22 protein-coding genes are annotated in these 24,862 nt (G+C 47.9%); 8 read left to right on the top strand and 14 right to left on the bottom strand.

Features of this window, described 5'->3' with window-relative positions; all coding sequences use genetic code 11:
• Positions 1–35 precede the first annotated feature (35 nt).
• The 5 genes from NSS95_RS04220 to hemE form a co-directional block, all read right to left on the bottom strand.
• Positions 36–2,708: a YhgE/Pip domain-containing protein gene (locus NSS95_RS04220; protein ID WP_061086511.1), complete on the bottom strand. Its 2,673-nt coding sequence runs from the start codon at positions 2,706–2,708 to the stop codon at positions 36–38.
• Between the two features lie 29 nt (positions 2,709–2,737).
• On the bottom strand, positions 2,738–3,310 hold the full coding sequence (locus NSS95_RS04215; RefSeq protein WP_014095782.1) for a TetR/AcrR family transcriptional regulator: 573 nt from the start codon (positions 3,308–3,310) through the stop codon (positions 2,738–2,740).
• 324 nt (positions 3,311–3,634) lie between these two features.
• Complete coding sequence (gene hemY / locus NSS95_RS04210) at positions 3,635–5,065, bottom strand: protoporphyrinogen oxidase (protein ID WP_014095783.1); 1,431 nt, start codon at positions 5,063–5,065, stop codon at positions 3,635–3,637.
• Positions 5,066–5,132: 67 nt separating this feature from the next.
• The gene (gene hemH / locus NSS95_RS04205) at positions 5,133–6,083 is read right to left on the bottom strand and encodes a ferrochelatase (RefSeq protein ID WP_014095784.1); all 951 of its coding nucleotides are present in this window, start codon (positions 6,081–6,083) and stop codon (positions 5,133–5,135) included.
• Positions 6,083–7,138 (bottom strand): uroporphyrinogen decarboxylase, encoded by a 1,056-nt coding sequence (gene hemE / locus NSS95_RS04200; RefSeq protein WP_014095785.1) that lies wholly within the window; start codon positions 7,136–7,138, stop codon positions 6,083–6,085. The genes hemH and hemE overlap by 1 nt, the downstream gene beginning before the upstream one ends.
• 408 nt (positions 7,139–7,546) lie before the next feature.
• Between hemE and NSS95_RS04195 the strand changes: the two genes are divergently transcribed.
• The 3 genes from NSS95_RS04195 to NSS95_RS04185 all read left to right on the top strand — a co-directional run bounded on the left by NSS95_RS04195 (position 7,547) and on the right by NSS95_RS04185 (position 11,007).
• The gene (locus tag NSS95_RS04195) at positions 7,547–8,059 is read left to right on the top strand and encodes an antibiotic biosynthesis monooxygenase family protein (protein ID WP_017550223.1); all 513 of its coding nucleotides are present in this window, start codon (positions 7,547–7,549) and stop codon (positions 8,057–8,059) included.
• A 149-nt stretch (positions 8,060–8,208) separates the two neighbouring features.
• Entirely contained in the window at positions 8,209–9,603 is a 1,395-nt protein-coding gene (locus NSS95_RS04190; protein ID WP_026104489.1) for a hypothetical protein, read from the top strand.
• Between the two features lie 222 nt (positions 9,604–9,825).
• Entirely contained in the window at positions 9,826–11,007 is a 1,182-nt protein-coding gene (locus NSS95_RS04185; protein ID WP_035189388.1) for a M20 metallopeptidase family protein, read from the top strand.
• A 308-nt stretch (positions 11,008–11,315) separates the two neighbouring features.
• On the opposite strand, the gene NSS95_RS04180 is transcribed toward NSS95_RS04185, so the two are convergent.
• Complete coding sequence (locus tag NSS95_RS04180; protein ID WP_340713804.1) at positions 11,316–12,530, bottom strand: ABC transporter permease; 1,215 nt, start codon at positions 12,528–12,530, stop codon at positions 11,316–11,318.
• Positions 12,517–13,263: an ABC transporter ATP-binding protein gene (locus NSS95_RS04175; protein ID WP_026683727.1), complete on the bottom strand. Its 747-nt coding sequence runs from the start codon at positions 13,261–13,263 to the stop codon at positions 12,517–12,519. The genes NSS95_RS04180 and NSS95_RS04175 overlap by 14 nt, the downstream gene beginning before the upstream one ends.
• Positions 13,264–13,755: 492 nt before the next feature.
• Here NSS95_RS04175 and NSS95_RS04170 point away from each other — a divergent pair, with 492 nt between their 5' ends.
• Together NSS95_RS04170 and NSS95_RS04165 are read left to right on the top strand one after the other, a co-directional pair.
• The gene (locus NSS95_RS04170) at positions 13,756–14,169 is read left to right on the top strand and encodes an HIT family protein (RefSeq protein ID WP_014095791.1); all 414 of its coding nucleotides are present in this window, start codon (positions 13,756–13,758) and stop codon (positions 14,167–14,169) included.
• Positions 14,170–14,401: 232 nt separating this feature from the next.
• Positions 14,402–14,926 (top strand): tryptophan transporter, encoded by a 525-nt coding sequence (locus tag NSS95_RS04165; protein ID WP_014095792.1) that lies wholly within the window; start codon positions 14,402–14,404, stop codon positions 14,924–14,926.
• 43 nt (positions 14,927–14,969) lie between these two features.
• Here the strand turns inward: NSS95_RS04165 and NSS95_RS04160 are convergent, their stop codons facing one another.
• Positions 14,970–15,158: a hypothetical protein gene (locus NSS95_RS04160; protein WP_026683724.1), complete on the bottom strand. Its 189-nt coding sequence runs from the start codon at positions 15,156–15,158 to the stop codon at positions 14,970–14,972.
• Between the two features lie 573 nt (positions 15,159–15,731).
• Here NSS95_RS04160 and NSS95_RS04155 point away from each other — a divergent pair.
• Together NSS95_RS04155 and NSS95_RS04150 are read left to right on the top strand one after the other, a co-directional pair.
• Positions 15,732–16,094: a YtxH domain-containing protein gene (locus NSS95_RS04155; RefSeq protein WP_014095793.1), complete on the top strand. Its 363-nt coding sequence runs from the start codon at positions 15,732–15,734 to the stop codon at positions 16,092–16,094.
• Positions 16,095–16,238: 144 nt separating this feature from the next.
• Complete coding sequence (locus tag NSS95_RS04150; RefSeq protein WP_017550226.1) at positions 16,239–16,805, top strand: HTH-type transcriptional regulator Hpr; 567 nt, start codon at positions 16,239–16,241, stop codon at positions 16,803–16,805.
• A gap of 14 nt (positions 16,806–16,819) precedes the next feature.
• Here the strand turns inward: NSS95_RS04150 and NSS95_RS04145 are convergent, their stop codons facing one another.
• Together NSS95_RS04145 and NSS95_RS04140 are read right to left on the bottom strand one after the other, a co-directional pair.
• A complete protein-coding gene (locus tag NSS95_RS04145) occupies positions 16,820–17,149 on the bottom strand; it encodes a YhaI family protein (protein WP_014095795.1) in 330 nt (109 codons plus the stop codon).
• Positions 17,150–17,698: 549 nt separating this feature from the next.
• Positions 17,699–17,791, bottom strand: coding sequence for a YjcZ family sporulation protein (locus NSS95_RS04140; RefSeq protein ID WP_017550228.1), 93 nt, complete (start codon positions 17,789–17,791; stop codon positions 17,699–17,701).
• Between the two features lie 299 nt (positions 17,792–18,090).
• Here NSS95_RS04140 and NSS95_RS04135 point away from each other — a divergent pair, with 299 nt between their 5' ends.
• On the top strand, positions 18,091–18,963 hold the full coding sequence (locus tag NSS95_RS04135; RefSeq protein WP_017550229.1) for a peptidylprolyl isomerase: 873 nt from the start codon (positions 18,091–18,093) through the stop codon (positions 18,961–18,963).
• A gap of 48 nt (positions 18,964–19,011) precedes the next feature.
• On the opposite strand, the gene NSS95_RS04130 is transcribed toward NSS95_RS04135, so the two are convergent.
• The 4 genes from NSS95_RS04130 to NSS95_RS04115 form a co-directional block, all read right to left on the bottom strand.
• Positions 19,012–19,206 (bottom strand): sporulation YhaL family protein, encoded by a 195-nt coding sequence (locus tag NSS95_RS04130; RefSeq protein ID WP_013858718.1) that lies wholly within the window; start codon positions 19,204–19,206, stop codon positions 19,012–19,014.
• Between the two features lie 136 nt (positions 19,207–19,342).
• Positions 19,343–20,287 (bottom strand): 3'-5' exoribonuclease YhaM, encoded by a 945-nt coding sequence (gene yhaM, locus NSS95_RS04125; protein ID WP_014095797.1) that lies wholly within the window; start codon positions 20,285–20,287, stop codon positions 19,343–19,345.
• Between the two features lie 211 nt (positions 20,288–20,498).
• Positions 20,499–23,486: an ATP-binding protein gene (locus tag NSS95_RS04120; RefSeq protein WP_340713803.1), complete on the bottom strand. Its 2,988-nt coding sequence runs from the start codon at positions 23,484–23,486 to the stop codon at positions 20,499–20,501.
• Entirely contained in the window at positions 23,483–24,718 is a 1,236-nt protein-coding gene (locus NSS95_RS04115; RefSeq protein ID WP_225620974.1) for a metallophosphoesterase family protein, read from the bottom strand. The genes NSS95_RS04120 and NSS95_RS04115 overlap by 4 nt, the downstream gene beginning before the upstream one ends.
• Positions 24,719–24,862: the final 144 nt, after the last annotated feature.

Genomic DNA, 24,862 nt, shown 5'->3' with positions numbered 1-24,862 from the left:
TATGGCTTCGTCCTGCTGCTTTTACAGCAAATCTCTTATGCTTCTACCGGAGAGGCTGCTCCTTCCTTTTCTGCCATCCTGTGAAGATGTCTAAATTTCACAACAAAGTACAGAAGGGAAAGAAAGATAAACGCTGCAAAAAAGACCGAAAGCTTATCAACATTTTGCCACATGTAGCTGAAATCGCCGCTTGAAATCACCGCTTTGAACATTTGCAGCGAATAGGTCATCGGCATCAGATCATGAACACCCTGAAGCGGTTTTGGAATCAATTCAAGCGGGAATGTACCTGCACTTGTCGTCAGTTGCAAAATCAAAATGATGACGGCAATGTATCTGCCCGGGTTGGCGAATGCCGCAACCAAAAAGTGAATGATCGCCATATAGGTCAGGCTTGTCACAATGGTTGCGATCATAAACAGCGGCACACTTTGCACATGCAATTTCAGCAGATCAAGCAGAATGAAATCTGCCAAAAGCGATTGTAAGACGCCAATCAGTGCCATGACGCCGAATTTTCCAAGAAACCAGGTTACCCCGTTTTTCGGCATGATTGCCGGTGCTTTTACATTGTAGATAATCGTCAGCAATAATCCGCCGACAAAAAGCCCGAGCGATAAGAAATACGGTGCAAGGCCGGTACCATAGTTCGGCACTTTTGTCACAGCATCATGATTCAGACGGACCGGGCTGCTCATCATATTATAAGTGGCGCCGGTCGGGTTGATGGCTCCGGCCTGGTCAGCCGCTTTGCCAAGTTTATTGCTCAGTTTGTCTGCGCCGGCATTTAATTGGCCTGTGCCGGAAACAAGGTTGCCCGCACCGTTGTTCAACTGCTTGCTGCCGCTTTGCAACTGGCCTGCGCCGTTTAACAATTGGGACGTGCCTTTTACGAGCACGCTTGAGCCGTTTGCAAGCGATTGTGTACCGTTCGTCAATTCGTTTGAACCGTCTGCCAGTTTTCCGGTCCCTTCTGCAAGCGTGCTTGACCCGTCTGCCAGTTGTTTCGTTCCGGTTACGAGCTGACCTGATCCTCTAGAAAGCTGGCCAAGCCCGGATGCAACCGCCGTCGCCCCGGATTCAAGGCTGTTTGCGCCAGATGCAGCTTGTTGCAGTTTCCCGTTAAAAATGGTTGCGTTTTTGACGAATGCATTTTGGCCGCTTGCAAGTTGCTGTGCGCCAGCATTCAAAGTATTGGCACCTTTGGTAAGTTGGTCAATACCAGTTTGCAATTTTTGCTGCCCGCTGCTTACCTTTGTAAGCCCTTCGTTCAGGTCGGAAAAGTACGGAGCAATCGCCTGTTGAATTTGGCTTTGCAAAGCGGCTTGCGTAGAGGCAGACCCGCTGGTTAACGATGCCAAAAGCTTATTTTTGACCTCGTCTTGGAATGCTTGTTGGAATTCCTGTTTCTTTTTATCTGTATAATTACTTAAGATTTGGTTGGAAACCGTCTGATACGTTTCGGGTGGCAGCACTTGTTTTAACTGGCTGAGCAAGTTTTCTGCCTGTGCCTTTTGCTGGTCAAACATGCTACCGCTCATCGCATCGATTTGTGACTGAACACGAGGGGACATCATCGTTTTCTCCATCTGGCTTGTAATGCCCGCTGCAAGATTTTCAGGCAACTTTTGTTGCAGCTCTTTTACGCCGCTTTGCACTTTGGCGGTGCCGCTCGTTAACGCCGGAAGCTTTTTGTTTGCATCATTTAAGCCATTACTTAATGTGGCGCTCCCGTTTGCCACCTTGTCGGCACCAGATTGAAGCTGTTTCGACGCATCAAGCAACTGGCCACTTGCCGTCTGCAGCTGGTTCATGCCTGAGGCCAACGATTTTGAACCATTTGCGACCTTGTCAGCACCCGATTTTGCCTCCGACAGCCCGTTTGAAAAAGTAACCGAGCTTGCCGCCAATTGGGCTAAATGGTTTTTCAAGGAAACGGCGCCGCTGTTCGCCTGGGCAATTCCTTCGCCGAGCGTGCGTGAACCGTTATACAGTTTCAAAGCGCCCTTGTTTAAATCAGCCGCGCCGTTATGAACCCGACCGATGCCGTCGTTCAAGGCTGTAGCGCCGGTCAATAAATTTTCCGTTCCTTTTCTTAAGACAACTGCGCCGTCGTTTAGTTTTCCGCTCCCTTTGGCAAGGCTACTTGCCCCGTTTCCGGCAGACCGGTAGCCGTTTGCCATCTCTTTCACTTTGCCGAATACTTCTTCCGCATACGTTTTTGTCACCTGTTCTGCAACGCTCGATTTTATTTTTGTCATTGCAGATTCTTCAATTTTGGAAGAAGTGTAGTTCATTGCTTGGTTTTGAATATAGTTCAACTGCAATTTTTTTGGGTTTTTATCCAGTAATGTGGTTGCGTTTTTAGAGAAATCTTCAGGGATCTCTATAATCATATAATATTGGTTATCGTTCAGTTTTTTCTCCGCTGTTTGCTTATCGACAAAGTGAAAATCAAAACTGTCCTTTTCCTTTAAATTTTTGATGAGCTTATCCCCGAGGGCGAGATGTTCCCCCTCCATTTGTGCTCCTTTGTCTTCATTTACAACGGCAACCGGCAATTTTTCAAGATGCCCGTACGGATCCCAAAAAGACCAGATAAACATGCCGGCATATAAAATTGGCACAAGAATAATGGCTGCCGTTTCAATCAGCTTTTTCGGCGAACGTAAAATATTCCGTATTTCCGCGAACCATAAATTGTCCATCTAAAATACCTCCTTTTCCAACCGAAAAATCAGTTCTGCAGCCCTTTTAACAAATACAGTTCAAACGCCTCCGCGATTTCCTCTTTCGACAGGGAATCATGGTGCTTTTCCCAGTCAAAAATAATGGCGACGTACAGTTTAAACATGATAAAAGCGGTCAGTTCCGGATTGCACGGTTTGATTTTCCCCGCCTGTATCGCCCGTTCGAGCATCCCCTTCAAATAGTCAATGATCCGCTCTTCAATTTTCTCGACCATGTCATTGACGGCCGGCGTTCCCATTTCTTTCTGCTCTTCAAATAATTTAAGCGTCAGCTGATGGGTTTTGCGGAATTCAAGGATGCTGAACAGAGCGGAATGCAGATTGGCATAAAAGGAAGCATCTGGATCCATTGACGCTTCTGCCACCTGCTCCATTTCATCAATCAGGCGGGCAATGATTTCATGGAATAATTCTTCTTTATTGCGGAAAAAGTTATAAATGGTCCCTTTTCCAACATTGGCCATTTTCGCGATCAGATCCATTGTTGTCGCTTTATAACCATACTGGGCAAAAGATTTTGTAGCAGCGTTTAATATTTGCAGCCTGCGGTCCGTTTCCAAGCTTTCCACCTCCCTCGAGAACAATTGACTATTTTGGTTTTTTGGTCATTTTTGCACAAAAAGTAATATACCACGTTTCCCCTTGAACATCAAGTAATTGCATTCAGTGAATCTGCTTCTTGCCAAAACGAATCATTCAAGCTTTTCATTTTTCAGCTTGCCCGCTTCTTCAAATAAAGCATTTCTCCATTGGGGAGTGCGCGCTGATGCGGCATACTTACCTGGCAACGCGCCGGAAAAATTTATACATGCCTGACTCCCGTTTCGGGACAATAAAAACGGCAGGTGCCAGTCGAATGCACCCTACCGCTTCTTCACTGTCTATTAAAATTCAGCCTTGAGTTGGAAGTACCGGAGCATCTCGCCAACCGCCGCCCTTCCCTGGGAGATGCAGTCCGGCACGCCGACCCCGTTAAACGAGCTGCCGGCAAAAGAAATGCCCGGCAATTCATGTTTGGCTGCCGCTAAAATCTTATCCATTCTTTCTTTATGGCCTACCGTATATTGCGGCATTGCATATTTCCAGCGGGAAACAACCGTAAACTCCGGTTCTGCTGTAATTTCCATGATTTTATTCAAATCTTCCAGCACGATTTTCTGGATCCTGTCATCTGCGAGATCGACGACCGCGGCTTCCGCCGACCGGCCGATATAACAACGCAGCAACGCTTTTCCTTCCGGTGCGGTGTGCGGCCATTTTTTATGCGTCCACGTGCAGGCTGTAATTGTATAATCACTGTTTCTCGTCACCACAAAGCCTGTCCCGTCAATGTCTTTTTTTACCGCGCTCTCCGGAAACGCCATCGATACGGTTGCGACGGACGTGGATGGCACCTTTTCGAGCGGCGCAAAAAAAGCATACTTTGAAAAAATATGGGGGAGCGAAAAATGGGGGAGGGCTGAAATAATATAATCCGCTTTCATGTGGGTTCCATTTGTCAATGTGATCCTGTAATCCCCGCCGCCCGCGCTTTTTTCAATCGCGTCCACCGTCACACCCTTCATGACTGCCTCAGCGCCGATTTTTTCCTCAAGTGCTTCAACGAGCGTTTCAAGGCCGTTTTGAAAGGTTAAAAAAGCCCCCTTTTTCCGGGTAGGCCTGGAGTCTTGCGCAAATTCCGCTGCTACTTTTTTCATGCCGAGGATCAGGCTGCGGTGCTTTTGGACAGCCTCGAAAAATTGAGGCTGCGTTGCCAGCACGCTCAGCTCGTCGACATCCCCGGCATATACCCCGAACAATAATGGTTCAACAAGGTTTTCCAGCACTTCTTCACCGAGCCGGTAGCGGACAAAATCCCCGACTGACTGGTCTTCACCGGTATTTTTCCGGGGCAGGATCAAATCGCAGAGCGCCCGGATTTTGCCGGTAACGGAAAACAAAGGAGAAGCAAAAAAAGGCGCTAATCTTGTCGGAATGCCCATCACAGACCCTCTTGGCACCGGATAGAGCTGTTGGTTTAATAAAATATAAGATTTGCCTGTCGCATTGGATACGAGGGAAGGCGAAAGCCCGAGATCTTCTGCCAGATGCAAAGCGCTTTGCTTTCTTGCCAGAAAAGAATCCGGCCCGCGTTCAATGACAAATCCGGCACGCCTGACCGTCTGGATTTTGCCGCCAAGCCGGCGCCCTTTTTCCAACAATATCACATCAAGCGGCAGCTGTTGGTCCTCAACAAGGCGCCGCAAATAATAAGCAGCTGTCAAGCCGGTGATTCCGCCGCCAAGTACAGCTACTTTTTTTCTGTTTCCGGCCATGGTCAGCACCTTCTTTGGCAATAATGTCATGTTTTATGGAAATACGTTAAAAATCTCCGGCGGCTGCCTATTCTTGCGGCAGTAAACCGAATTTTGTTTTTTTCAAAACGGCCTCAGCCAGCGCATCAATAAAAGCCGGGTTGTCATTCGGCATTTCCGGGCGATAATACGATGCGCCGACTGCATCGCAAACTGCCTTGCACTCATAATCATTATCATATAAAACTTCCAGATGTTCCGCAACGAACCCGACCGGAGCATAAATGAAAGCCTTATAATGATGTTTTTCATACAGCGTTCTTGTAAGGTCCTGCACATCGGGGCCGAGCCACGGATCCGGCGTATTGCCTGCACTTTGCCAGCCGACTGCATACGCCTGGACGCCCGCTGCCTCCGCAATCAGATCAGCTGTTTCCCGGATTTGTTCCGGATACGGGTCGCCGTACTGCAAAATTTTTTCCGGGAGGCTGTGGGCGGATACAATCAGGCAGGAAGACGCACGTTCTTCTTCACTCATTGTAGCATACGTTTTCTGAAGTTGCTGTGCCCAAAAATCGACAAATTTCGGTTCATCATACCAGCTTTCGACCGATTGGATGGCGGGCCCACCCAGTTTTGCCGCTGCTTCTTTCGCCCTTTCGTTGTACGATTTCACGCTAAAAGCCGAGTAATGTGGCGCAAGCACGATCGATACCGCTTCTTCAATACCGTCATCATGCATTTGTTTGACGGCATCTTCAATAAAAGGTTCAATATGTTTTAAGCCGATATAAGCTTTAAATTCCGCTCCGTCCGTCCGTTCATTCAGCCTCGCTTCAAGCGCATATGTCTGGTTTTCTGTTATTTTGGCAAGCGGGGACAGACCTCCGATTGCTTTATACCGGCGTTTCAAATCTTCCAGCATCTCATCCTGGGGCCTTCTCCCGTGCCGGATATGGGTATAGTAACGCTCAATATCTTCTTCTTTATACGGCGTGCCGTACGCCATGACAAGCAGTCCGATTTTTTTCTTTTCCATTATGCTTCCTCCTGTTGTTTTCTTTCGCTGTATTCATGAATAAACGTTGTCAGCCTTTTTAATGTTTCCGGACGGACATCAGGGGTGACGCCGTGCCCGAGGTTAAAGATGTAACCCGGCTGCGCCATGCCTTCGTCCAGTATGGCGGCCGCCTTTTCTTGAATAACTTCCCACGGGGACAAGAGCACGGCGGGGTCAAGATTGCCCTGGATTGCTTTTGTCACGCCGAGCGCGCGCGCTTTTTGGATCGGCAGCCGCCAGTCGAGGCCAACCACATCAATTGGCAGGCTGTTCCATTCAAGCGCCAGATGCCCGGCCCCGACACCGAACAAGATGAACGGGGCATTTTCTGTTCGCAGCGCGGTAAATATCCGTTCCATCACAGGTTTCATATAATAGCGGTAATCCGCTGCATTTAAAGCACCCACCCATGAATCGAATATTTGAATGGCGCTGGCTCCGGCTTTGATTTGCGCTTTTACATACACGATGATCATATCCGCCAGTTTTTCCATCAGCGCAAACCACGCTTTTGGTTCTGTATACATAAACGCTTTTGTTTTTCTATAATCTTTTGAAGGCCCGCCTTCAATCATATAACTGGCCAGAGTAAAAGGCGCGCCGGAAAATCCGATCAACGGAACCGCCAATTGTTCCTCCGTTAACAGCCGGATCGTCTCCAGAACATAGGGAACATCTTCTTCCGGATGCAACTCCCCCAATTTTTCCACATCTTTTAACGAAGAAACCGGGTTATGTATGACAGGGCCTGCTCCTTTGAGGATTTCAACTTCCACACCGAGGGCGGGGAGCGGCGTCATGATATCTTTATAAAGAATGGCGGCATCCACATCGTAATGCTCTACCGGCAGCCTTGTCACATATGCGCACAGTTCCGGCTGATGCGTGATGTCGAACAGAGAATACTTTTCTTTCAGCTTCCGGTATTCAGGCTGGGATCTGCCGGCCTGCCGCATATACCAGACGGGGACGCGGCCTGTCTGTTCTCCCCTGGCCGCTTTTAAAAGGGAATCGTTTAGGATTTTTTTCTTCAAATGTTATCCTCCTCACGCCACACAGTCACCATTTATTTTATAATAATTCTTTTCAAATAAAAACTATTTTATCCTGAAAGGGTAATATCTTTTTTTACTATAATCGTTTTAAAAAGCATTGTGCAGCCAGCTCTTTCAACTGTCACAAATTTGCCGTATTTTGCTTTTCCTTAGGGTTGTACGCGAAATACAGGCTATGTCCGATTTTTACCCGGTTTTTTCATTATTATTCCATTTTGTGCCGCTTCCTTCCCCCATCGCCTCTCCGGCACAGACAGAAAAGATGAAAAGGCGTGAGCCGCTTCCTATTTCTATTCGCTTTCGGCCGCCGTCTTTATTTTGCAAAACTTTACAAATTGAACAGCGGAAAGATATAGGTTAAACTGGAAGTAGAGAGGGGTGATAGAAATGAATGTCTACGTCACAACGGGTACTTATGATTTTCTCTTAAAAATAAAGGAAAAGTATCCCGATGAAAAGATGGTGCTGTTGCAAAACCCGGAACATGCCCTGTTGTTGCACGAAACGGAGGGGAAAACCGTTTTTGCCTCGCCGCGCCGTTATCAGCTGGCTGCCTCCAGCGGAAATTTGGAAGACGGCATATTCTTCATTTTTACCCATCTTCCGATTCCGGATGAAGGAAAACCGGTTTATGAATTCCACTTCAAAAAAAACACCCCGGCCATAGAAAACAAGCCCGGTTTTGCAGCATATCGGCTCCTCCGCCCGGTAAAAGGGGATACGTATATCGCCATTACCGGCTGGAAAGACGAAGAAAGTTTCGAAAGATGGAAGCGTTCCATTGACTATTTGCTTATCCATAGCCTGGATCTGGATGAAATCGGCACAAACAAAAGCACATACGATGCCCCTGCTTTTACAAAAGAATATGTCATCCCACAAGATGAAGAAGAAGGATAAACAGATTCCGGCCGCCTGCTCAGGTAGCCGGGATCTGTTGCTGTGACCATTTGGATTTACGCAGATAATATTGCTATAAGCACTCTGATCGTGACAGTCACCCATTTCTTGCCCTCGCCATATGCTGCATCAAGAAGGGGGCAATGGAAATGGGCATCGATTTGACTGCCATTCACTTTGTGTATTTGATGTTTATTCTTTTCATTATCCTGATGATGGTACTGAAAAAGGATACGTCCTTTGTATGTATTGCCGGTATTTTTATCATTGCATGGATTGCAACGGGGTCGTTCACTGCGTCTGTCAGCGGTATTTTTACGAGTTTTGTATTTGCGATCAAAGAATTGCTGCCCATCATTCTTGTCATTTCCATTATCGTCTCAATGAGCAGAAGCATGCTTGATACCGGGATCAATGATGTGATGGTGGCCCCGTTCGCAAAGCTGATAAAAGGACCGAATCTCGCTTTTTGGGTCATCGGCTTTTTCATGCTGTTTATCTCCACTTTCTTTTGGCCTTCCCCTGCTGTCGCACTGATGGGGGCTGTGCTTTTGCCGGTTGCACTCCGGGTCGGGCTGCCGGCGATCGGTGTAGCTGTCGCAATGAACTTGTTCGGGCACGGGATCGCCCTCTCCGGCGACTATGTCATCCAAGGGGCGCCGAAACTGACAGCTGACGGTGCCGGCATTCCTGTATCGTCCGTAATAGAAGCGAGCGTGCCACTCGTCATCGTGATGGGCGTGGTAACGACCGTGACCGCTTTTCTGCTGCTTAAACGCGATATGAAAAAAGGCTTGCTTGCTACCGGGGAGAAACCGGCCGGCCGCACCGCACCGCCTGATGCAAAAGTCCCCACGCTCAAGCCGGTATACAAAAAACTTTTTGCTCTTTTCATTCCTGTTTTTTTCATCCTTGACATCGTTGCCATGGTTCTTTTTCATTTGCAGGGGGATGCGGCAACCGCACTCGTTGGCGGCACCTCGATCATGATCCTGCTGCTCATTACAATGGCCGGTTCCCATAAAAACGGCCTTGAAAAAGTAACAAAATATTTGATAGACGGTCTGCAGTTCGGTTTCCAGGTGTTCGGCCCCGTCATTCCAATTGCCGCGTTTTTCTATCTTGGCGGAGATGGTTTTCATACGATGATCCATGCCGATCTGCCGGACGCTTCCCAAGGAATTGTGAATGATCTCGGCAGCGCCCTGGCATCAGTTATGCCGGTCTCAAAAGAAATCGGCGCACTGACAACAGCCGGCGTTGGCATCATTACCGGCCTTGACGGATCAGGATTTTCCGGCATTTCACTTGCCGGGTCAATTGCAGCGCTGTTTGCCCATGCGATCGGGTCGGGAGCCGCCACCCTGACCGCACTCGGGCAAATTGCCGCAATCTTTGTCGGCGGGGGAACAATCATTCCCTGGGCATTAATTCCAGCTGCCGCCATTTGCAATGTCGACCCGTTTGAACTGGCAAGGCGAAATGTAATTCCTGTCATCACCGGTCTCATTGTGACAACGATAGTCGCAATGTTTCTGATTTGACCCATGTCCATGTCCAACGGGGCGGCTTGAGCTGCGTTCTCCCATTCGCACAGGCCAACAGCGGCCCGTTTAGACACGGTGCGGTAAATGATGTAGTAAGGCGTCAACAGCGGCAGCCTGCATCCGAGGCGCCGCTTTCTTTTCGCTGTTACCGCGATAAAGCAGCAGACTTTTTCACAATTATGGTATAATAGTAAAAATAACAGGTTGGGGGAATCGCAGATGACAGTGTTGGAAAAAATACATAAAAAACTGGACGGTTTGTACCCGGAAATGGTGGAGACAAGAAGATATCTCCATATGCACCCGGAATTGTCCTTTAAAGAAGTGGAAACAGCCCGCTATATTGCTGATTTTTACAAAAACCTCGGCATCCAGCCGCGCGAACATGTTGGCGGAAACGGTGTCGTCGCCCGTGTAAAAGGCGCAAAGCCGGGGAAAACCATCGCGCTTCGGGCCGATTTTGATGCGCTGCCAATCCAGGAAGAAAATGATGTGCCCTATCAATCACAGGTGCCGGGTGTGATGCACGCATGCGGACACGACGGGCATACGGCGACACTGCTAATGCTCGCCAAAGCGATACATGAATTGAAAGATGAATTGGAAGGCGAATATGTTTTCATCCATCAACATGCCGAAGAATACGCGCCAGGCGGGGCAAAAGCCATGATCGAAGACGGCTGCCTCGAAGGTGTGGATGCCATTTTCGGCACGCATTTATGGGCAACGGTTCCGGTTGGCCATATCCAATACCGGAGAGGGCCGTTTATGGCGGCTGCCGACCGGTTTGAAGTGACGATCCAGGGCCATGGCGGGCACGGCGCCCAGCCTCATCTTTCGAAAGACGCGGTCGTCGTCGGGGCGCAACTTGTCACGAATCTTCAGCAAGTCATTAGCCGCCGGATTAATCCGATCCGGTCCGCGGTTTTAACGGTCGGGTCCTTTTCATCCGGCGATGCTTTCAATATCATTGCCGATACGGCGAAAATCACGGGCACGGTCCGGACATTTGACGAAGATGTGCGGGACAGGGTGGAAAAAGAAATCGAAAGGATCATCCAAGGCACATGCCTGGCCGCGGACTGCACATATGATTATCACTATTTCCGCGGATATCCGCCGGTTGTGAACCATGAGGCTGAAACAGCATTTTTGGCGGACTGCGCAAAAGAAATCGAAGGTGTCACCAATGTGGAAGAAGTCGACCCGTCAATGATCGGGGAAGATTTTGCCTATTACTTACAGCATGTAAAAGGCGCCTTTTTCTTCACAGGGGCGGACCCGGAAAAAGCCGACCCGGCCTATCCGCATCACCATCCACGCTTTGACATTCATGAAAAAGCGATGCTTATTGCCGCCAAAACTTTAGGTGCAGCAGCCATCCGGTACCAGAACGTCTGAAAACGCTCAAGCATCAACGTTGCCGGCCTAGTTTTATTTTCCCCGGCAATTCGGGCGTTTTGAAAAACCGCTGCAGGCATGGGGTTCCGTTTTTTAGCAAAAACCGGGGTGGCCAGTGGCTTAAAACGCCGCAGATGGGCGTGGTGCTAAAACCGGTACAGCCCGATGACAGTAAAGATTGGACATGGAAAAACGGCACAGGCTCTCCAGCTTGTGCCGTTTTTTCATGTTTACGAGCAGGCTGCCACTTGCCAACTGAACCGCCGCTTACATGGAGAGCCTGCGCCATTTTTAAATTTACGCCGGCGTTACTGGCGCCGAATTTTTCCGGGGACATACCAGGCGACAAGCAGCCAGGAAAATACAGCGCCTGCCACAAGGACTAAAAGACCGTTCATCCACAAGCCGTTCAATGCTGCCGCCGCTGCAAAAATGACCGTCTGCACATACAGGCAGACTGCAAGCAGCCGGATAAAAGACGTTTCTTTCAACTTGCGGGGCACCGGATAGAGGCGTAGCCAGATTTTTAAATCGTGGGAGCCGATCATCGGGATCATTTGGAAAGCTGTCAAATAAATAAACACGACGGCAAGAACGAGCGCGAGCACCCGTTCATGGCTGAAAAACAACAGCACGGCCCCGATTGCAGTCAGCCGGACAAAAAGCCCGAAATACTGGCTTGTCCTGAGGAACGTGCGGGCAAATAAGTATTGATACGTATGTTCCTGGCCGTATCGGATGCCAGCGAGGAGCGGATCGAGCCATTTGCGCCGTTTGACCTGCCCTTTTAGTTCCGGCACATCGGCAAACAGATTTGCAAACCGGTAAAAACCCATCAGCCGCCTTTCTTCGCGTTCAATGAGCGCATCCCATCTGAGTGTCCTTTTTTTGGCGAGCCGGTAAAAATACAGAAACAAGCCGAGCATAACGACAGCCAGAATGACCACAAGAAAGAGGTTTGCCTCATTGACAACGAGAAACACAAACGCGGCGCTTAATGCAAACCGGATGATCCAGTCGAAAACAGGGGCATACGGCTCCGGCAGTTTATACACGTTCCAGCTCAAAAGCAGGTTCCACATTTTTAACACGAGCAGCAGGATCAGCAGACCAAAAAAACGGCCGAATCCGTGCCCCGTAACAGCCGCATACATCGGCATCAAAGCGGCAAGCACAAACAGAAGCAGATAAGCCTGAATGCTGAAGGAAAACAGGATCGCTTTTTTAAAAAACGGGCGCATCCGCATTTCCATCGGGATAAGAAACACCCGGTCCGCTTCTTTTAACAGCGTGTACACCGGGCTCGCCGCCAGAAACAACCCGAGCAAAAGGCCCATTACAAGGGCAACGGGAAAATCTGGACTGAGATGCTTCACCCAGCGGCTGTAATAAAAAGCGGCGGCACCGAGCCCGAAAATCAGCACAAACAGCAAATGGTCATTAAAAATATACCGTGTATAGCGCCTTAGGTTTTGTAAGTAGGAAGCAAATCTTTCTTTCCAAAGGCGGTCAATTTCGTTCATCGTCATCTTCCTTTGTCAATTGGATATACAAATCATCCAATGTTGCGCCGGGCATCGAAAATTGCTGCTGCAGCTCTTCTAATGTTCCTTTCGCACGGATCCGCCCGTTATGCAAAATGATGAATCCGTCGCAATACCGTTCTGCCGTTGCAAGAATGTGGGTGGACATCAGGATGCCCGCCCCCTTTTTCTTCATCGTGCCCATCAAATCCAGCAGTGACTGGATGCCGAGCGGGTCGAGGCCGAGAAAAGGCTCGTCAATAATGTACAGGCTCGGCTGGACTAAAAAGGCGCACATAATCATCACCTTTTGCTTCATGCCTTTTGAAAAATTGGCCGGAAACCAGCCGAGCTTTTTATGCAGGCGGAATTCCTTTAATAAAGGCGCGGTTCTGTCCGCATAGGTTTTTTCATCGATGCCATATGCCATTGCCGCCAGTTTTAAATGTTCTTCCAGCGTCAGTTCCTCATATAAAATCGGGGTTTCCGGTATGTACGAAAACTGCTTCCGATAAGCGTCCGGATCCGCGTTTAAGTTTTTGCCGTTGATCGTGATCCGCCCTTTTTTCGGTTCCATTAACCCGATAATATGCCGGATGGTCGTACTTTTTCCGGCGCCGTTTAAGCCGATCAGCCCGATCAGCTGCCCCGCTTCTACTGTAAATGAAACATCTTGAATCACAGGTTTTTTCGTATATCCACCTGTTAAGGACGCCACTTCCAATAATGTCATCTAAAGAACCCCTTTATGTCAAAAGTTCTGATCTGTACCCTTTATTGTACCATGAAAGCGTTCGTGACTGAATGCCAACTGCGCGCCTGAAAAATTTTTGCAATGCGCATGTATAGATTCCAACCATTTGCCCATCCTATACTTGCAGGGGAAAAACAAGCAATCGGGGTGGTTGTCAAAGACCAGTAACGATGCTTTACATTAGCCATAACCGACTTCCAGGCACCCTTTTCATGAGGTGCTGGCGGTGAATCTGTTTAAAGGTGATGCACTTTAAACGTTACCCAATAAGGGGATGATCGCGTTGGAAAAAGTTGAGGAAGCCCATTATCAACCATATCATTCGTAAATGAAGTGTTGATCAAAGGTGCTTTTCGGCTAGTTGAAAAACCCTGCAGAGCGGGGCGGAAACGCAGATTTCCGCCCCGTTTCCTTTTCTTTCGCCTTTTCATCCGTTATAATGAAATCAAAAAAATGGAAAGGTTGATCAAAATGTGTATTTTTTGCAAGATTATAAACGGTGAAATCCCGAGTGCAAAAGTGTACGAAAATGAGCATGTATACGCTTTTCTTGACATCAGCCAGGTGACAAAGGGCCATACCCTGATTGTCCCGAAAATACATAAAGAGAATGTCTACGAACTGACGCCGGAGATTGCCCGCAATTTCTTTGAATCCGTCCCTGTCGTAGCCAATGCATTGAAAGCGGCATTCCAGCCTGTGGGGCTCAATGTGTTGAACAATAATGGCGAGATTGCCGGCCAGTCTGTATTCCATTATCATATGCACCTGATCCCGCGATATGGAAAAGGAGACGGCTTCGGGGCAGTCTGGAAAACACATGAAAAAGATTACAGCCAGGAGGACCTCCAGCAAATCGCCGCGGAGATTTCCAAAAAAATATAAGTTGCACCGGGTAGTGCCACTGAATAAGCCCACTTTTGCGTTTTTGCAGCCGGGTTCGCGCTTATTTTTTTCAGCGGCCATTTGGGCTGCCATTTTTTGTTGCGCCCAATTTGATCAAAACATGCGTCACTTTTTCCGGCTGCATGCTATAATAAGGTTAATCTTTCGCCGCCGGCCATGAGGGTACGTCGGGAAAGCACCAGATGAGATGAGAATAGGAGAGTGGAGACAGATGAAGACAAAATCACTTGTCAGCTTGGCGTTGCTTGTTGGGATCGGCACGGTATTACACACGGTGATTCCGGGCTTCGTGTTCGGGATGAAACCGGATATGATGCTTACTATGATGTTTATCGGCATTATTTTGTTCAGGGAGAAAAAATACGTACTGTTGCTTGGTGTACTGACCGGCATCATTTCCGGCCTGACCACCAGCTTCCCGGGCGGTTTTTTCCCGAACATCATCGATAAATGTATCACTTCTTTTGCTTTTTACGGTTTGCTTCTCGCTTCCGGAAAACTGGCAAAAAAGCTGCCGGCACTGATTGTATTCACGGCCATCGGCACACTGATTTCAGGCATCATTTTCTTAGGATCCGCGTTCTTTATTGCCGGGTTGCCAGGGCCTTTTGCCATTTTGTTTGGCACCGTCGTTTTGCCGGCAACCGTGCTCAATGCAGTTGCGATGTTTATTCTTTTTCCGATCATCTCAACCGTTGCAAAGCGTACGAATGCCGCCCACAGCATGCAAGCGTGAAAATGGCCGCCGGGTTTCCGGCGGTTTTTTTCGCTTGCACAGCTTAAAATAAATGAAACAGAGCGGCGAGAAGCAGGAAAACCATTCCGGCCGTTCCGAAAAATGCAATCCTTTTTCTTATGACTTTCCGCGGCGGATAAATTCTTCTTTTCTGGTACAGCAGCATGTGCCGGACCATCGCGGCAAACAGGACAACGCCGGCCATTAAAAAGCAGAAAGCAACACGCCCCAACGAACTCCCCCTCTTTTCTGCCTGGACTATTACATCATATGCCCTGATGCGGATTAACATGTACCAGACGCGGGTAAAGAACAAACAGAAGGCACGCGCAAAACCCGCTCTTTTGTCCTTCATACCGCTTATGAAGGACAATTCTGCGGTGCGGGAGCCAGGTTTTGTCTTTCATCGGGCTGATGAAAGACAGTTGGATGCGTGGCGTCCGCTCTTTTGTCCTTCATACCGCCTGTGAAGGACAATTCCACAGCGCGGGAGCCAGGTTTTGTCTTTCATCGGGCTGATGAAAGACAGTTGGATGCATGCCGCCCGCTCTTTTGTCCTTCATACCGCCTGTGAAGGACAATTCCACGGCACGGGGGCCAGGTTTTGTCTTTCATCGGGCTGATGAAAGACAGTTGGATGCGTGGCGTCCGCTCTTTTGTCCTTCATACCGCCCGTGAAGGACAATCCGCGGTCAAGCTTGGAATATCGCTTTGGACGAGCCCGGCAAAAAAGAAAGAGAACTTTGCAAAAGACTGGCAAATTCTATATCATGAGGATAAAAGACCATTCCAGGAGGTGCATTCCATGAACAAATCCAGTTTATTTTACGGATTACTGGTTGGAGCAACAGCAGGCGCTGTTTCCGTCCTTTTCACCACACCCGCTTCCGGAAAAAGAATACGGGAAGCCATCAAAAATAATTCCGGTGATTTCATTGAATCGGTCAAAAGGATCGCCGAAAATGTAAAAGACTTAAAAGCATCCGTCGAAGATTTTTCAACAGAAGGCAAAAAAGTCGCCACGAACGTAATGGAAGAAATCCAACACTGTATCGAAGAATGGCAAAAAAGCATTGAGCCAAACAAAGACGCCCTGCAAAATGAAATCAAGGAAATCCGGAAAACGATTGAAAACATGGAACAACAAATGGAGAAAAAATCTTCCTGACTTTTCGCTGCCCGGAAAGCGGTTGCCGCTTTCCGGGCTTTTTCTTTGCTATTCTTTTCAAAAAAATTTAGTAAATTGTTTTTTATTACTTTTTATTTTACTGGCATAATGATAATATATAGGGTAAGGGGTGATGGGAAAAATATGACGGAACAAATATTGACGACCAATGAGTATCTTCTATTTTGCAAAAGGGTCACGCAATTGTCGAAAGCGCTCTGGAAAACGATTGAAAAAGACTGGCAGCAATGGATTAAGCCTTTCGATCTGAACATCAATGAACATCATATTTTATGGATTGCCTATCATTTAAAGGGCGCATCGATTTCGGACGTGGCAAAATTCGGGGTGATGCACGTATCAACAGCTTTTAATTTTTCGAAAAAGCTTGAGGAGCGCGGCTTGCTCGAATTCTCGAAAAAGGAAAACGACAAGCGGAACACGTATATTCAATTAACCAATAAAGGAAGAGAGATTTTTTTAAAGTCATTGGAAGCGTTTAACCCGAAAAAAAGCACCGTCGTACAAGGCACGATGCCGCTTTACGATCTTTACGGCAAATTTCCGGACATGATGGAACTGGCTGCGATCGTACGCCAGATTTATGGTCAAGATTTTATGGACATTGTAGAAAATTCCATTTTCAATGGGGAGCTGGATGATGTCATTGAAACGGAACTGTTGGGAAAACCTTCGCTGAACCGCTTCTGACCCGTTTCGGGCAGCTACAAATTCCGTTTCAATGCCTTCATTAAGTCAGGATACAGCCCTTGTTGCAAACAGGCGGCAATCACTTCCGCCGGCTGCAGTTTTTCATGCAGGGATTCCTTAAACTTTTGAAAAAGCGGATAAAAATATACAAATTTGTCCGCCTTCTGTTCTTTCAGCTCATCGCTCAAACGATCGCACAGCGCATAAAATTGTTCAATATCCTGTTTTGAAAGCTGTTTTTCCATAATCAGCCTGAAAAACGGATATTGGCTGGTCCCGATCATTTTTAAAAGCAATGTTTGATAAAATTCCAGTCTTTCCAGCTTTTGTTCAATCGATTCCATTCAGTTCCCTCGTTTATATGTTTTTATGATTCTGCTGAGAACAGCGCGACCCCGGTCATGGGATGCTTCAGTTTTAGACAGGGGCGTGTTTTCCGGCAAGGCCCATTGTCCGGCCGGCCTTTAAAAACTTCCCCGCGGCATTCGCCACGAGCGGTTCAAGGCAGTGCCTGTTAAAAATGAATAATCGTTCATCCACCTTGCATGGAAAAGACCAGCGTGCATTACACATTTGCCATCCGAAAGACAGGCGGAACGTTACGAACCCAGATTCTAAACCGGCGCGCTCCGCCTTTATTTTACTGCAAATTTTCGGGAGGGGGGCCGGCCGGCATGTATGTGCTTGTTTTTTTTACAGTTACGCTTTCTTTATATTATACTTTATCAACGTATTGACAAGCCATCTATGTACAAAAAAAGAAATACCGGAAGAACACCGGCCGGGAGTTTTTCGGACGATCAACATCCTCATGACCATTTTACTGTTTTCCTCCTACCTTGGCACTCAATAACAACACAACAAGAAAGGCCGGCAGCTGCCGACCCCAAATTTTACCAAGCCCAGGATGCACCAATAATGATCAATAAAATGAACAACACAACCAGCAAGGCAAAGCCGCCTCCGTAAGCTGCTCCTCCGCTCATTCCATCCACCTCCTCTTGTTTCATCAGTATATTATTCATCCACCCCTGTATTGGTTAAGGCACCCGTCTATTTGCCGGCCTAAATTTCACAAATTCACAATGGAACCCCATGCAATATCATATGCAGCAAACATCCATCCTGCCTTCTACAAACGCCTGCCCCATATGAAAAGAAGATTGGCATGGTGTGAAAATTCCATAAGAAACCCGGCAATCCCTTTCTTTTCTCTTTCAATTTATGTTATAGTAGTGGTTGTAAATCTCTCTTGCAAGACAAAATGAATAGGAGTTGTTCTTGAATGAAGAAATGGGTACTATCCCTTGTTTTGGCAGGCAGCATGTTCGGACTTGCAGCATGCGGCAACAGCGGCAATAGCGCCGTCGTGAAGACGAACGCCGGAAATGTTACCAAAGACGAGTTATATAATGCAATGAAGGATAAATATGGTTCAACTGTGCTCCAGCAGCTTACCATTGAAAAAGTCCTTTCCAAAAAATACACTGTCAAAAAGAGCGAAATTGACAAACAAGTAAACGATACAAAAAAACAATTGGGCAGCTCATTTAATACAGCGCTGCAGCAATACGGTTATGCAAGTGAAAAAGATTTCCGCAACAGTGTGAAAGTCGGACTGCTTGAACAAAAAGCGGCAGAGGCAACCATACATCCAACGGAAAAGCAGTTAAAAAATTATTATAACAATGACATAAAACCGAAAATCAAAGCGCGCCACATTCTTGTTTCCAGCAAGTCGAAAGCGGAAGATATCAAGAAACAACTGGATAAAGGCGCCGACTTTGCAACGCTGGCCAAAAAGTATTCAACCGATACCGCAACTGCTTCTAAAGGCGGAGACCTCGGCTGGTTCGGTGCAGGCGAAATGGACAGCGATTTTGAAAATGCTGCTTATAAACTGAAAGTCAATGAAATCAGCGGCCCTGTTAAGACTTCTTACGGCTACCATATTATTCAGCTGACCGGTGAAAAACAGAAAAAACCGTACAGCGAAATGAAAAAAGACGTCGTCAAACAATATAAAGAATCAAAAGTGACAACAGAAAAAATCCAGTCCGTTTTGAAGAAAGAATTAAAAGCGGCTGACATAAAAGTAAAAGATGAAGATTTGAAAACAACTTTTGACACCCTGCTTGGGACTTCATCAAGCAAATAATGCCGCAAAAAACCGCCCTTCCGGTTAGGGGCGGTTTTTTTACGGCCGTTATGCTTCATGGGCTTTTTCAGCTTCACCGCTGCGCAATTCTTTTTCTTTATGCATCCTTTCAATAAAAACTTCCCCTTCTTTTTCAATCCATTCCTGTTCCTGTTCGTGTTCTTCCCGGGCTGTTTTCACCGCCATAAACGCACATATGACAATGCCTGCCACAACAAAATAAATCCAGATTGGGAAATCCATGTTTTCCCCTCCTTTTCGGTTTGTCCCTGCTATAATGTATGGCAGAATCCATTAAAAAATGCCTTTCATTTTGAAAGGCATTTTAAAAGTTTTTCACCAGACGGGCGCTTTCCAAACGTTTGCGTTTCTATGAATCTCACTGATGAAACGTTGGTTTGTAAAAAGAACGGTTATCAAGTGCATAAATCCGGTCCGAGAACTCGCCCGGTTTGACATTGCGGAGCGCACGGTCAAGCATATTCATTTTCGCATCAATATTATCAATATAGTGGAGAATTTCCGCCTCTTTAATCATCGGGGGCTTGGCACTTCCCCATTCCGCTTTTCCGTGGTGGGAGATCACCATATGTTCCAGCACCATGACTTCTTCCCCGTGGATTCCGAGTTCCTCCGCTGCTTTTGCAATTTCTGTGACCATAATCGAGATATGGCCGAGCAAATTCCCTTCAGCCGTATAAGTTGTTGAGATCGGGCCGGACAGTTCTTGCACCTTTCCCAAATCATGCAAAATGACACCGGCATACAACAAATCCCGGTCGAGTGAAGGATAAAGGCCCGCGATTGCCTTGGCAAGGTCGAGCATGGAGACAACATGGTACGCCAGCCCCGATACGAATTCGTGATGGTTTTTCGTTGCAGCTGGATAGACAAGGAACCGCTTCTGGTATTTTTTCAGCAGATGCCGGGTCAGCCTCTGGATATTTGGATTTTTCATATCAAAAATGTACTGGGTGATTTTCCCCATCATTTCTTCCTGCGATAACGGGGCCGTTTCGATAAAATCGGAAATCCGGACACCGTCCCCCGGTTGTGCCGGATGGATCTGGCGGATTTTCAGCTGCAGCCGCCCGCGGTAATTTAAAATGTCCCCAGTTACTTTTACAATCGTCTCCGGTTTATATGTTTGTTCGTCCTGTTCGGTCGCATCCCAGAGTTTTGCTTCGATATCCCCGGTCCGGTCCTGCAAAATCAATGTTAAAAAAGGTTTGCCGTTGCTCGCAATTCCTTTTGTTGCGTGTTTGATGAGCAAAAACGCGTCAAACTGTTCGCCCACCTCATAGTAGAGTAGCCCTTTTGCCATAATAATCCTCCGATCTAACCCCTGATTGATTTGTCTTAAAGTATACCATAATCCGGCCGGAATCCGCTTTTGATCTAAACCGGCTTTGCTTGTGCGTTTCACCGCCGTGTTGAAATTAGGAAAAAGACGACTACGGCCAGGACAAACTGGTTTACTGCTTGTGCGTTTCACCACCGTGTCGAAATACAGACATTCGGCCCGCCCCTCTTATTTACGGCTGAATACGGCTGATGTTTCCAGAACCTGTCAGCTCTTGACCGTGTATAGCCCCCAAGGTTTTCACCTCATGGCCTTTAAAAAACCGGAGCATCGGCTGCTGGCATGTAAAAAGCAGCACCTGCCTCGATTCGCTCACCTGGTCGAGCAAGCGGGCCATTTTCTCTGTCCGGTAAATATCAAAATTAACAAAACCGTCATCAATGACAACCGGTGACGGGAATTCTCCGCCGAGCGCCTCCGCAAGGGAAAAACGCAAAGCAATATACAGCTGTTCCGCCGTTGCCTGGCTCAGCTCATTTGCAGCAAACAGCACATCATCACGCCGTTTAACGTAAAAACGGCCATCCTCCCCGCCCATATGGAGGGAGACATACGATCCGTTTGTTAAAGATTGCAAATACGCTTCGGCTTTATTCAGGACTTGCGGAAAGCGGGTTTCCCGGAGCCGCTTCATCATGCCGGAAAGCAAACGTTTCGCCGTGGCAAACCGTGCCCATTCGAAAGCTTCTTCCCGGAAATCTGAAAGCGCGCTGTAATATTCATGCAGTTTTTCGGTAAACGTCCCGCCTTTTTCCAGCCTGTCCAGTTCAAACCGGATTTCCGCCGCTTCTTTTCTCATACTGCGAAGCGCGTTCGCCTTTTCCGCAATTTTCTCTTCCAGCTTTTGCTTTTCCTGCTCAAATATGGATACATCTTCTATCCTTTCGAGCCGTTCTAGGTCTTCCCGGCTGATCCGTAAATCTATGATTTCGAGCTGGGCGGTCAACTTTTCGTATTGCTGAAAAAGGCTACCGGCTTTCCGGAAATCTTCCTCATTCGCGGCACCGGCAAGGGCAAAAAGTTTTTTAATCTCCTTATCTGTTGCTTCCGCTTCCGATTCAAGCAGCTGCAATTGTTCTTCCAGCTCGGCACATTTCTTTTCCCATTCCTGCAGGCGGATTTTTCTTTCCTGTTGTTCCGCACACGCCTGCTGCAACAGCAAGATACCCTCCTGGCGTAATGGCCAGTTGACGTGGAGCCGGGACCACAGGTTTTCCATCCTTTCTGCAAATGCCGACTGAGAGGCGGAAAGCTGCGCCAGTTTCTTTTCGATACGCGACCGCTCGCGCAATTTCCCGCTTAAGTCCGTCAAAAGTTGGAACGCATCGGGCAGCTGTCCGGGCCGGAAGCCATCACCCAATTGCAAAGTTTGCCTGAAATGGCTGATTTCTGCCAGCAGCTGTCTTTCTTCCGCTTCCAGACGCTGCTTCCGGTTTTGCATTTGCCGGCCGTTCTGTTCGCCTTCCTCAAGCTTCAGAATGAGCTGTTTCCAGTTTTCGCGCAGCTGTTTCTGCCGTTCATATTCATGCCAATCCGTGTCCCCGTCTTTCCAATTCCGCAGCTCTTTTTCCTCTTCCTCCAGTTCCTGTTCGAGCGCTCGGATTTCTTCTTCAAACGGGTTCCGCTTTCCCTTCAAAGCATGGTAGCCTGACACGATTGCACCAAGCACAAAAACGCCCAGAAACAGGTATTGCCCTGTGAGCAAACTCCACACGCCGGCCATCAGAAACAATAATGCAAGGCCAAAAAACAGGACCGGGGGCTTCCGGGCCTCATCCGCCATTTTTTTCAGGCGGGAAAGCTGCTGTTTCCCGCGCCTGATATCGGCTTCAAGCAATGATTTTTTTTCCTTTTCCTGCCGCTTTGCCGATAAATCGCGAAAAGCCTCTTCGGATACGAGCTCTTTTTCCAAAAGTGCGCATTGCTGCTCAACAGCATTCATCCGAGCCCGCAAGTCCTCAAGCTGTGCCTGTAAAGCATCGTTGCGGGAACGGTGATGGTCATACGCCTTGATAAGGGTGCTGAGCCTTTCTTTTGCCGCAATGCTTAAGTCAAGCTGCGGTACTTTTTCAACTTGCGATGCCGTAAGATGCAGCATGCCCGATAATTCGGAGATTTGGCTGTCTAGGATTTCGCGTTCAGATTGAAGGCGCTCTGCTTCCGCCTGCCACCCGCGGTATTGCGGCCAGTCATCGAGCAGCTTTTTAATCTCCCCTTCATGCCGGACGAAAAGCGGATCCGGCTGCTCTCCTTCCATTTTTTCCACCAGTACCTGTTTTTGTTTTTTAACGGCTGACAGGCGCCCGGTAGAAGCGCGCCATTCCGACATCAGCGCGTCGAGGCGCCGGATTCCGTCAGCGGGAAAGCGGACGGGACCGATTTCCGCCAGCTGCAGTTTGATATGCTTTCTTTCTGCATAAAGCGGCCAAAGGCTTGTGAGATGTTCATACTGCTGAACCGTTCCCCGTAAGGCTTCCAGCTCCGCCTCCGCTTCTTCCTGTGCTGCTTCAATCGTTGCCAGCCGGGCTTTCCATTCGCCATAACGGCCGTTTTCCGCTTTCAAGTGATTCAGTTCTTTTTCCATGGCCTGCAGTTTCCGGAGTTGCACGTTCAAGACCGGCTTCCGCCCGTTCGGTTTAAAACGCGCCTCCATTTCCTTTTCGAGTTCCCGTTCCGCCGAAAGCAGCGCATCCGTCCCGATTGTCCCTGCAGCAAATAAATAGCGGCTGATATCATCGCCTGTTAATTTGCGGATTTCCTGGAGGCTTTGCAGATTAAAAGAATAAATGGACTGGAACATTTGCCGGTTCAGCCCGTTTAAAACTTGTGCAAGTACCTCTTCGCCGCCTGTTCTGCCATCTGCAAAAGTGACGGACACTTCTCCGGCTGCTCTTCCTTTTATCCGTTCCACCGTTATTTTTCCGTCTTTTTCTGTTTCGAGGACAAGCCTCCCGCCGTACACCGGTGAAAATTTTGGCTCATAGTGCTGCCCGTTTTGCTGTCTTGAAGGAAACCCGAATAAAACGGCTTCGATAAAAGCCATGAAGGTTGATTTGCCGGCTTCGTTTTCCCCGTAAATGACCTGCAGATCCGAAAGATTTTCCATATGAAAATCAACAAGCCGGCCAAAACCGTAAATATGGACCTCCCGTATTTTCATCGTTTCCCCCTGCCTTTCAACTTCTCAAAAACAGCCGCTTCCGCTTCCAACAGAAGCCGCTGCTTTTCATCTCCGTCCAAGTCCAGGTAGCGGCCCGCAACCATATGGCTGTACAACGGGGAGACCGCTTCATCTACTGTGGTTTCTTCCAATTGTGCCAGCGTTTTCTTCATTTCCTGCAAAATAAAGCCGTCATCCCGTGCGGAGACAAAGGCATCTTCAGGCAGTGTGATGCGGTGTACCCAGACAAAATTGCGGTCTGCTTCTTCGCCTTCCTGTAGCACTTCCATCAGTTCGCCGTTTTTCACTTTTCCAAGCGCTTCATCATCGAGCAGATCCGGATCTTTTATATCCAATTGCAAAAATACGCCCTGTGCCTCTTTCCTTTCTTCTTCAAGGGCATTGCGGCAAACTGTGTACAGACGATTAAAATCATTTGCGCCTTTTACGGAAACGGTACGTTTTTCCCATAAAATGTCCGCCGTCTCATAGAATGCGGTATGCGTACCAAGCGGATCCATTTCGGTAACCATACAGCCTTTCGGACCCGTTTCTTTCCGGTTTCTCCCCTGAATATTCCCGGGATAAATGATATAGGGATGCGTATGTAAAATCTGCTGCTTGTGGATATGGCCAAGCGCCCAGTAATCCATCCCTTTTTCCAGCAAATCCTGCAAGGCAAAAGGCGCATAAGGCTGGTGCATTTTCGTCCCGCCTTCAAGGTAACCGTGCAACATGCCGATGTGAAAATCAGCATCTCCTGTTTTCCTGTATTCATCCGTTTTGTTCTCCAGCACGTGCCGCTTCGGGTAACTGAACCCGTACACATGGACTTTCGACCCGTTTTTAGCTGTAAAAGATTTGGCTTCAACACGCTCGGAAAATATCCGGACATTTGCGGGCATGTCCAATTTTGTCCATGACCCGCTTAGATGGTCGTGATTGCCATGCAGCACAAATACGGAAATGCCAGCCTCTTGGAGCCGCTCAAACTGCTTCTTCAGCCTCACCTGGGCTTTCAGGCTGCGGTCTTCCCCGTCGTATAAATCCCCGCATATCAGCAGGAAATCCGCTTCTTTTTCAATTGTAAGGTCACATAGATTTTTAAATGCCCGGAAAGTGCTCTCCTTTACCCGTTCAAACAGCGCCGGCGGAAGCTTGCGGAGCCCCGCAAACGGACTGTCAAGGTGCAGGTCGGCCGCATGGACAAAGCGAATCCTTTTCAACGACATCCCTCTTTCGTAAAAAAATAACCGGCATTTTTCCATTTTTTGTGAAATCCAACCTGTTCGTAATCAAACGCATTTCATAGAATATATGTTCTATCTTCATTATAAAAGGTTTGGCACGTTCAGGCAACAAAAAAATGGCTGAAC

Source organism: Weizmannia sp. FSL K6-3076 (assembly GCF_038007245.1).
Classification (GTDB): Bacteria; Bacillota; Bacilli; order Bacillales; family Bacillaceae_C; genus Weizmannia; species Weizmannia faecalis.
Note: the sequence above shows the minus strand (reverse complement) of the source record. Positions and strands in the feature narration are given on the sequence as shown.

Bases quoted from the DNA above. Each gene is read 5' to 3' on its own strand.
- NSS95_RS04195 (WP_017550223.1), top strand. From the start codon at position 7,547: ATGAATGTCTACGTCACAACGGGTACTTATGATTTTCTCTTAAAAATA.
- yhaM (WP_014095797.1), bottom strand. From the start codon at position 20,287: ATGGCAAAAGGGCTACTCTACTATGAGGTGGGCGAACAGTTTGACGCG.
- NSS95_RS04120 (WP_340713803.1), bottom strand. From the start codon at position 23,486: ATGAAAATACGGGAGGTCCATATTTACGGTTTTGGCCGGCTTGTTGAT.
- NSS95_RS04130 (WP_013858718.1), bottom strand. From the start codon at position 19,206: ATGGATTTCCCAATCTGGATTTATTTTGTTGTGGCAGGCATTGTCATA.
- NSS95_RS04145 (WP_014095795.1), bottom strand. From the start codon at position 17,149: ATGGAATCGATTGAACAAAAGCTGGAAAGACTGGAATTTTATCAAACA.
- hemY (WP_014095783.1), bottom strand. From the start codon at position 5,065: ATGGCCGGAAACAGAAAAAAAGTAGCTGTACTTGGCGGCGGAATCACC.
- NSS95_RS04180 (WP_340713804.1), bottom strand. From the start codon at position 12,530: ATGAACGAAATTGACCGCCTTTGGAAAGAAAGATTTGCTTCCTACTTA.
- NSS95_RS04185 (WP_035189388.1), top strand. From the start codon at position 9,826: ATGACAGTGTTGGAAAAAATACATAAAAAACTGGACGGTTTGTACCCG.
- NSS95_RS04220 (WP_061086511.1), bottom strand. From the start codon at position 2,708: ATGGACAATTTATGGTTCGCGGAAATACGGAATATTTTACGTTCGCCG.
- NSS95_RS04155 (WP_014095793.1), top strand. From the start codon at position 15,732: ATGAACAAATCCAGTTTATTTTACGGATTACTGGTTGGAGCAACAGCA.
- NSS95_RS04150 (WP_017550226.1), top strand. From the start codon at position 16,239: ATGACGGAACAAATATTGACGACCAATGAGTATCTTCTATTTTGCAAA.
- NSS95_RS04140 (WP_017550228.1), bottom strand. From the start codon at position 17,791: ATGAGCGGAGGAGCAGCTTACGGAGGCGGCTTTGCCTTGCTGGTTGTG.
- NSS95_RS04165 (WP_014095792.1), top strand. From the start codon at position 14,402: ATGAAGACAAAATCACTTGTCAGCTTGGCGTTGCTTGTTGGGATCGGC.
- NSS95_RS04115 (WP_225620974.1), bottom strand. From the start codon at position 24,718: ATGTCGTTGAAAAGGATTCGCTTTGTCCATGCGGCCGACCTGCACCTT.
- hemH (WP_014095784.1), bottom strand. From the start codon at position 6,083: ATGGAAAAGAAAAAAATCGGACTGCTTGTCATGGCGTACGGCACGCCG.
- NSS95_RS04135 (WP_017550229.1), top strand. From the start codon at position 18,091: ATGAAGAAATGGGTACTATCCCTTGTTTTGGCAGGCAGCATGTTCGGA.
- NSS95_RS04190 (WP_026104489.1), top strand. From the start codon at position 8,209: ATGGGCATCGATTTGACTGCCATTCACTTTGTGTATTTGATGTTTATT.
- NSS95_RS04170 (WP_014095791.1), top strand. From the start codon at position 13,756: ATGTGTATTTTTTGCAAGATTATAAACGGTGAAATCCCGAGTGCAAAA.
- NSS95_RS04175 (WP_026683727.1), bottom strand. From the start codon at position 13,263: ATGACATTATTGGAAGTGGCGTCCTTAACAGGTGGATATACGAAAAAA.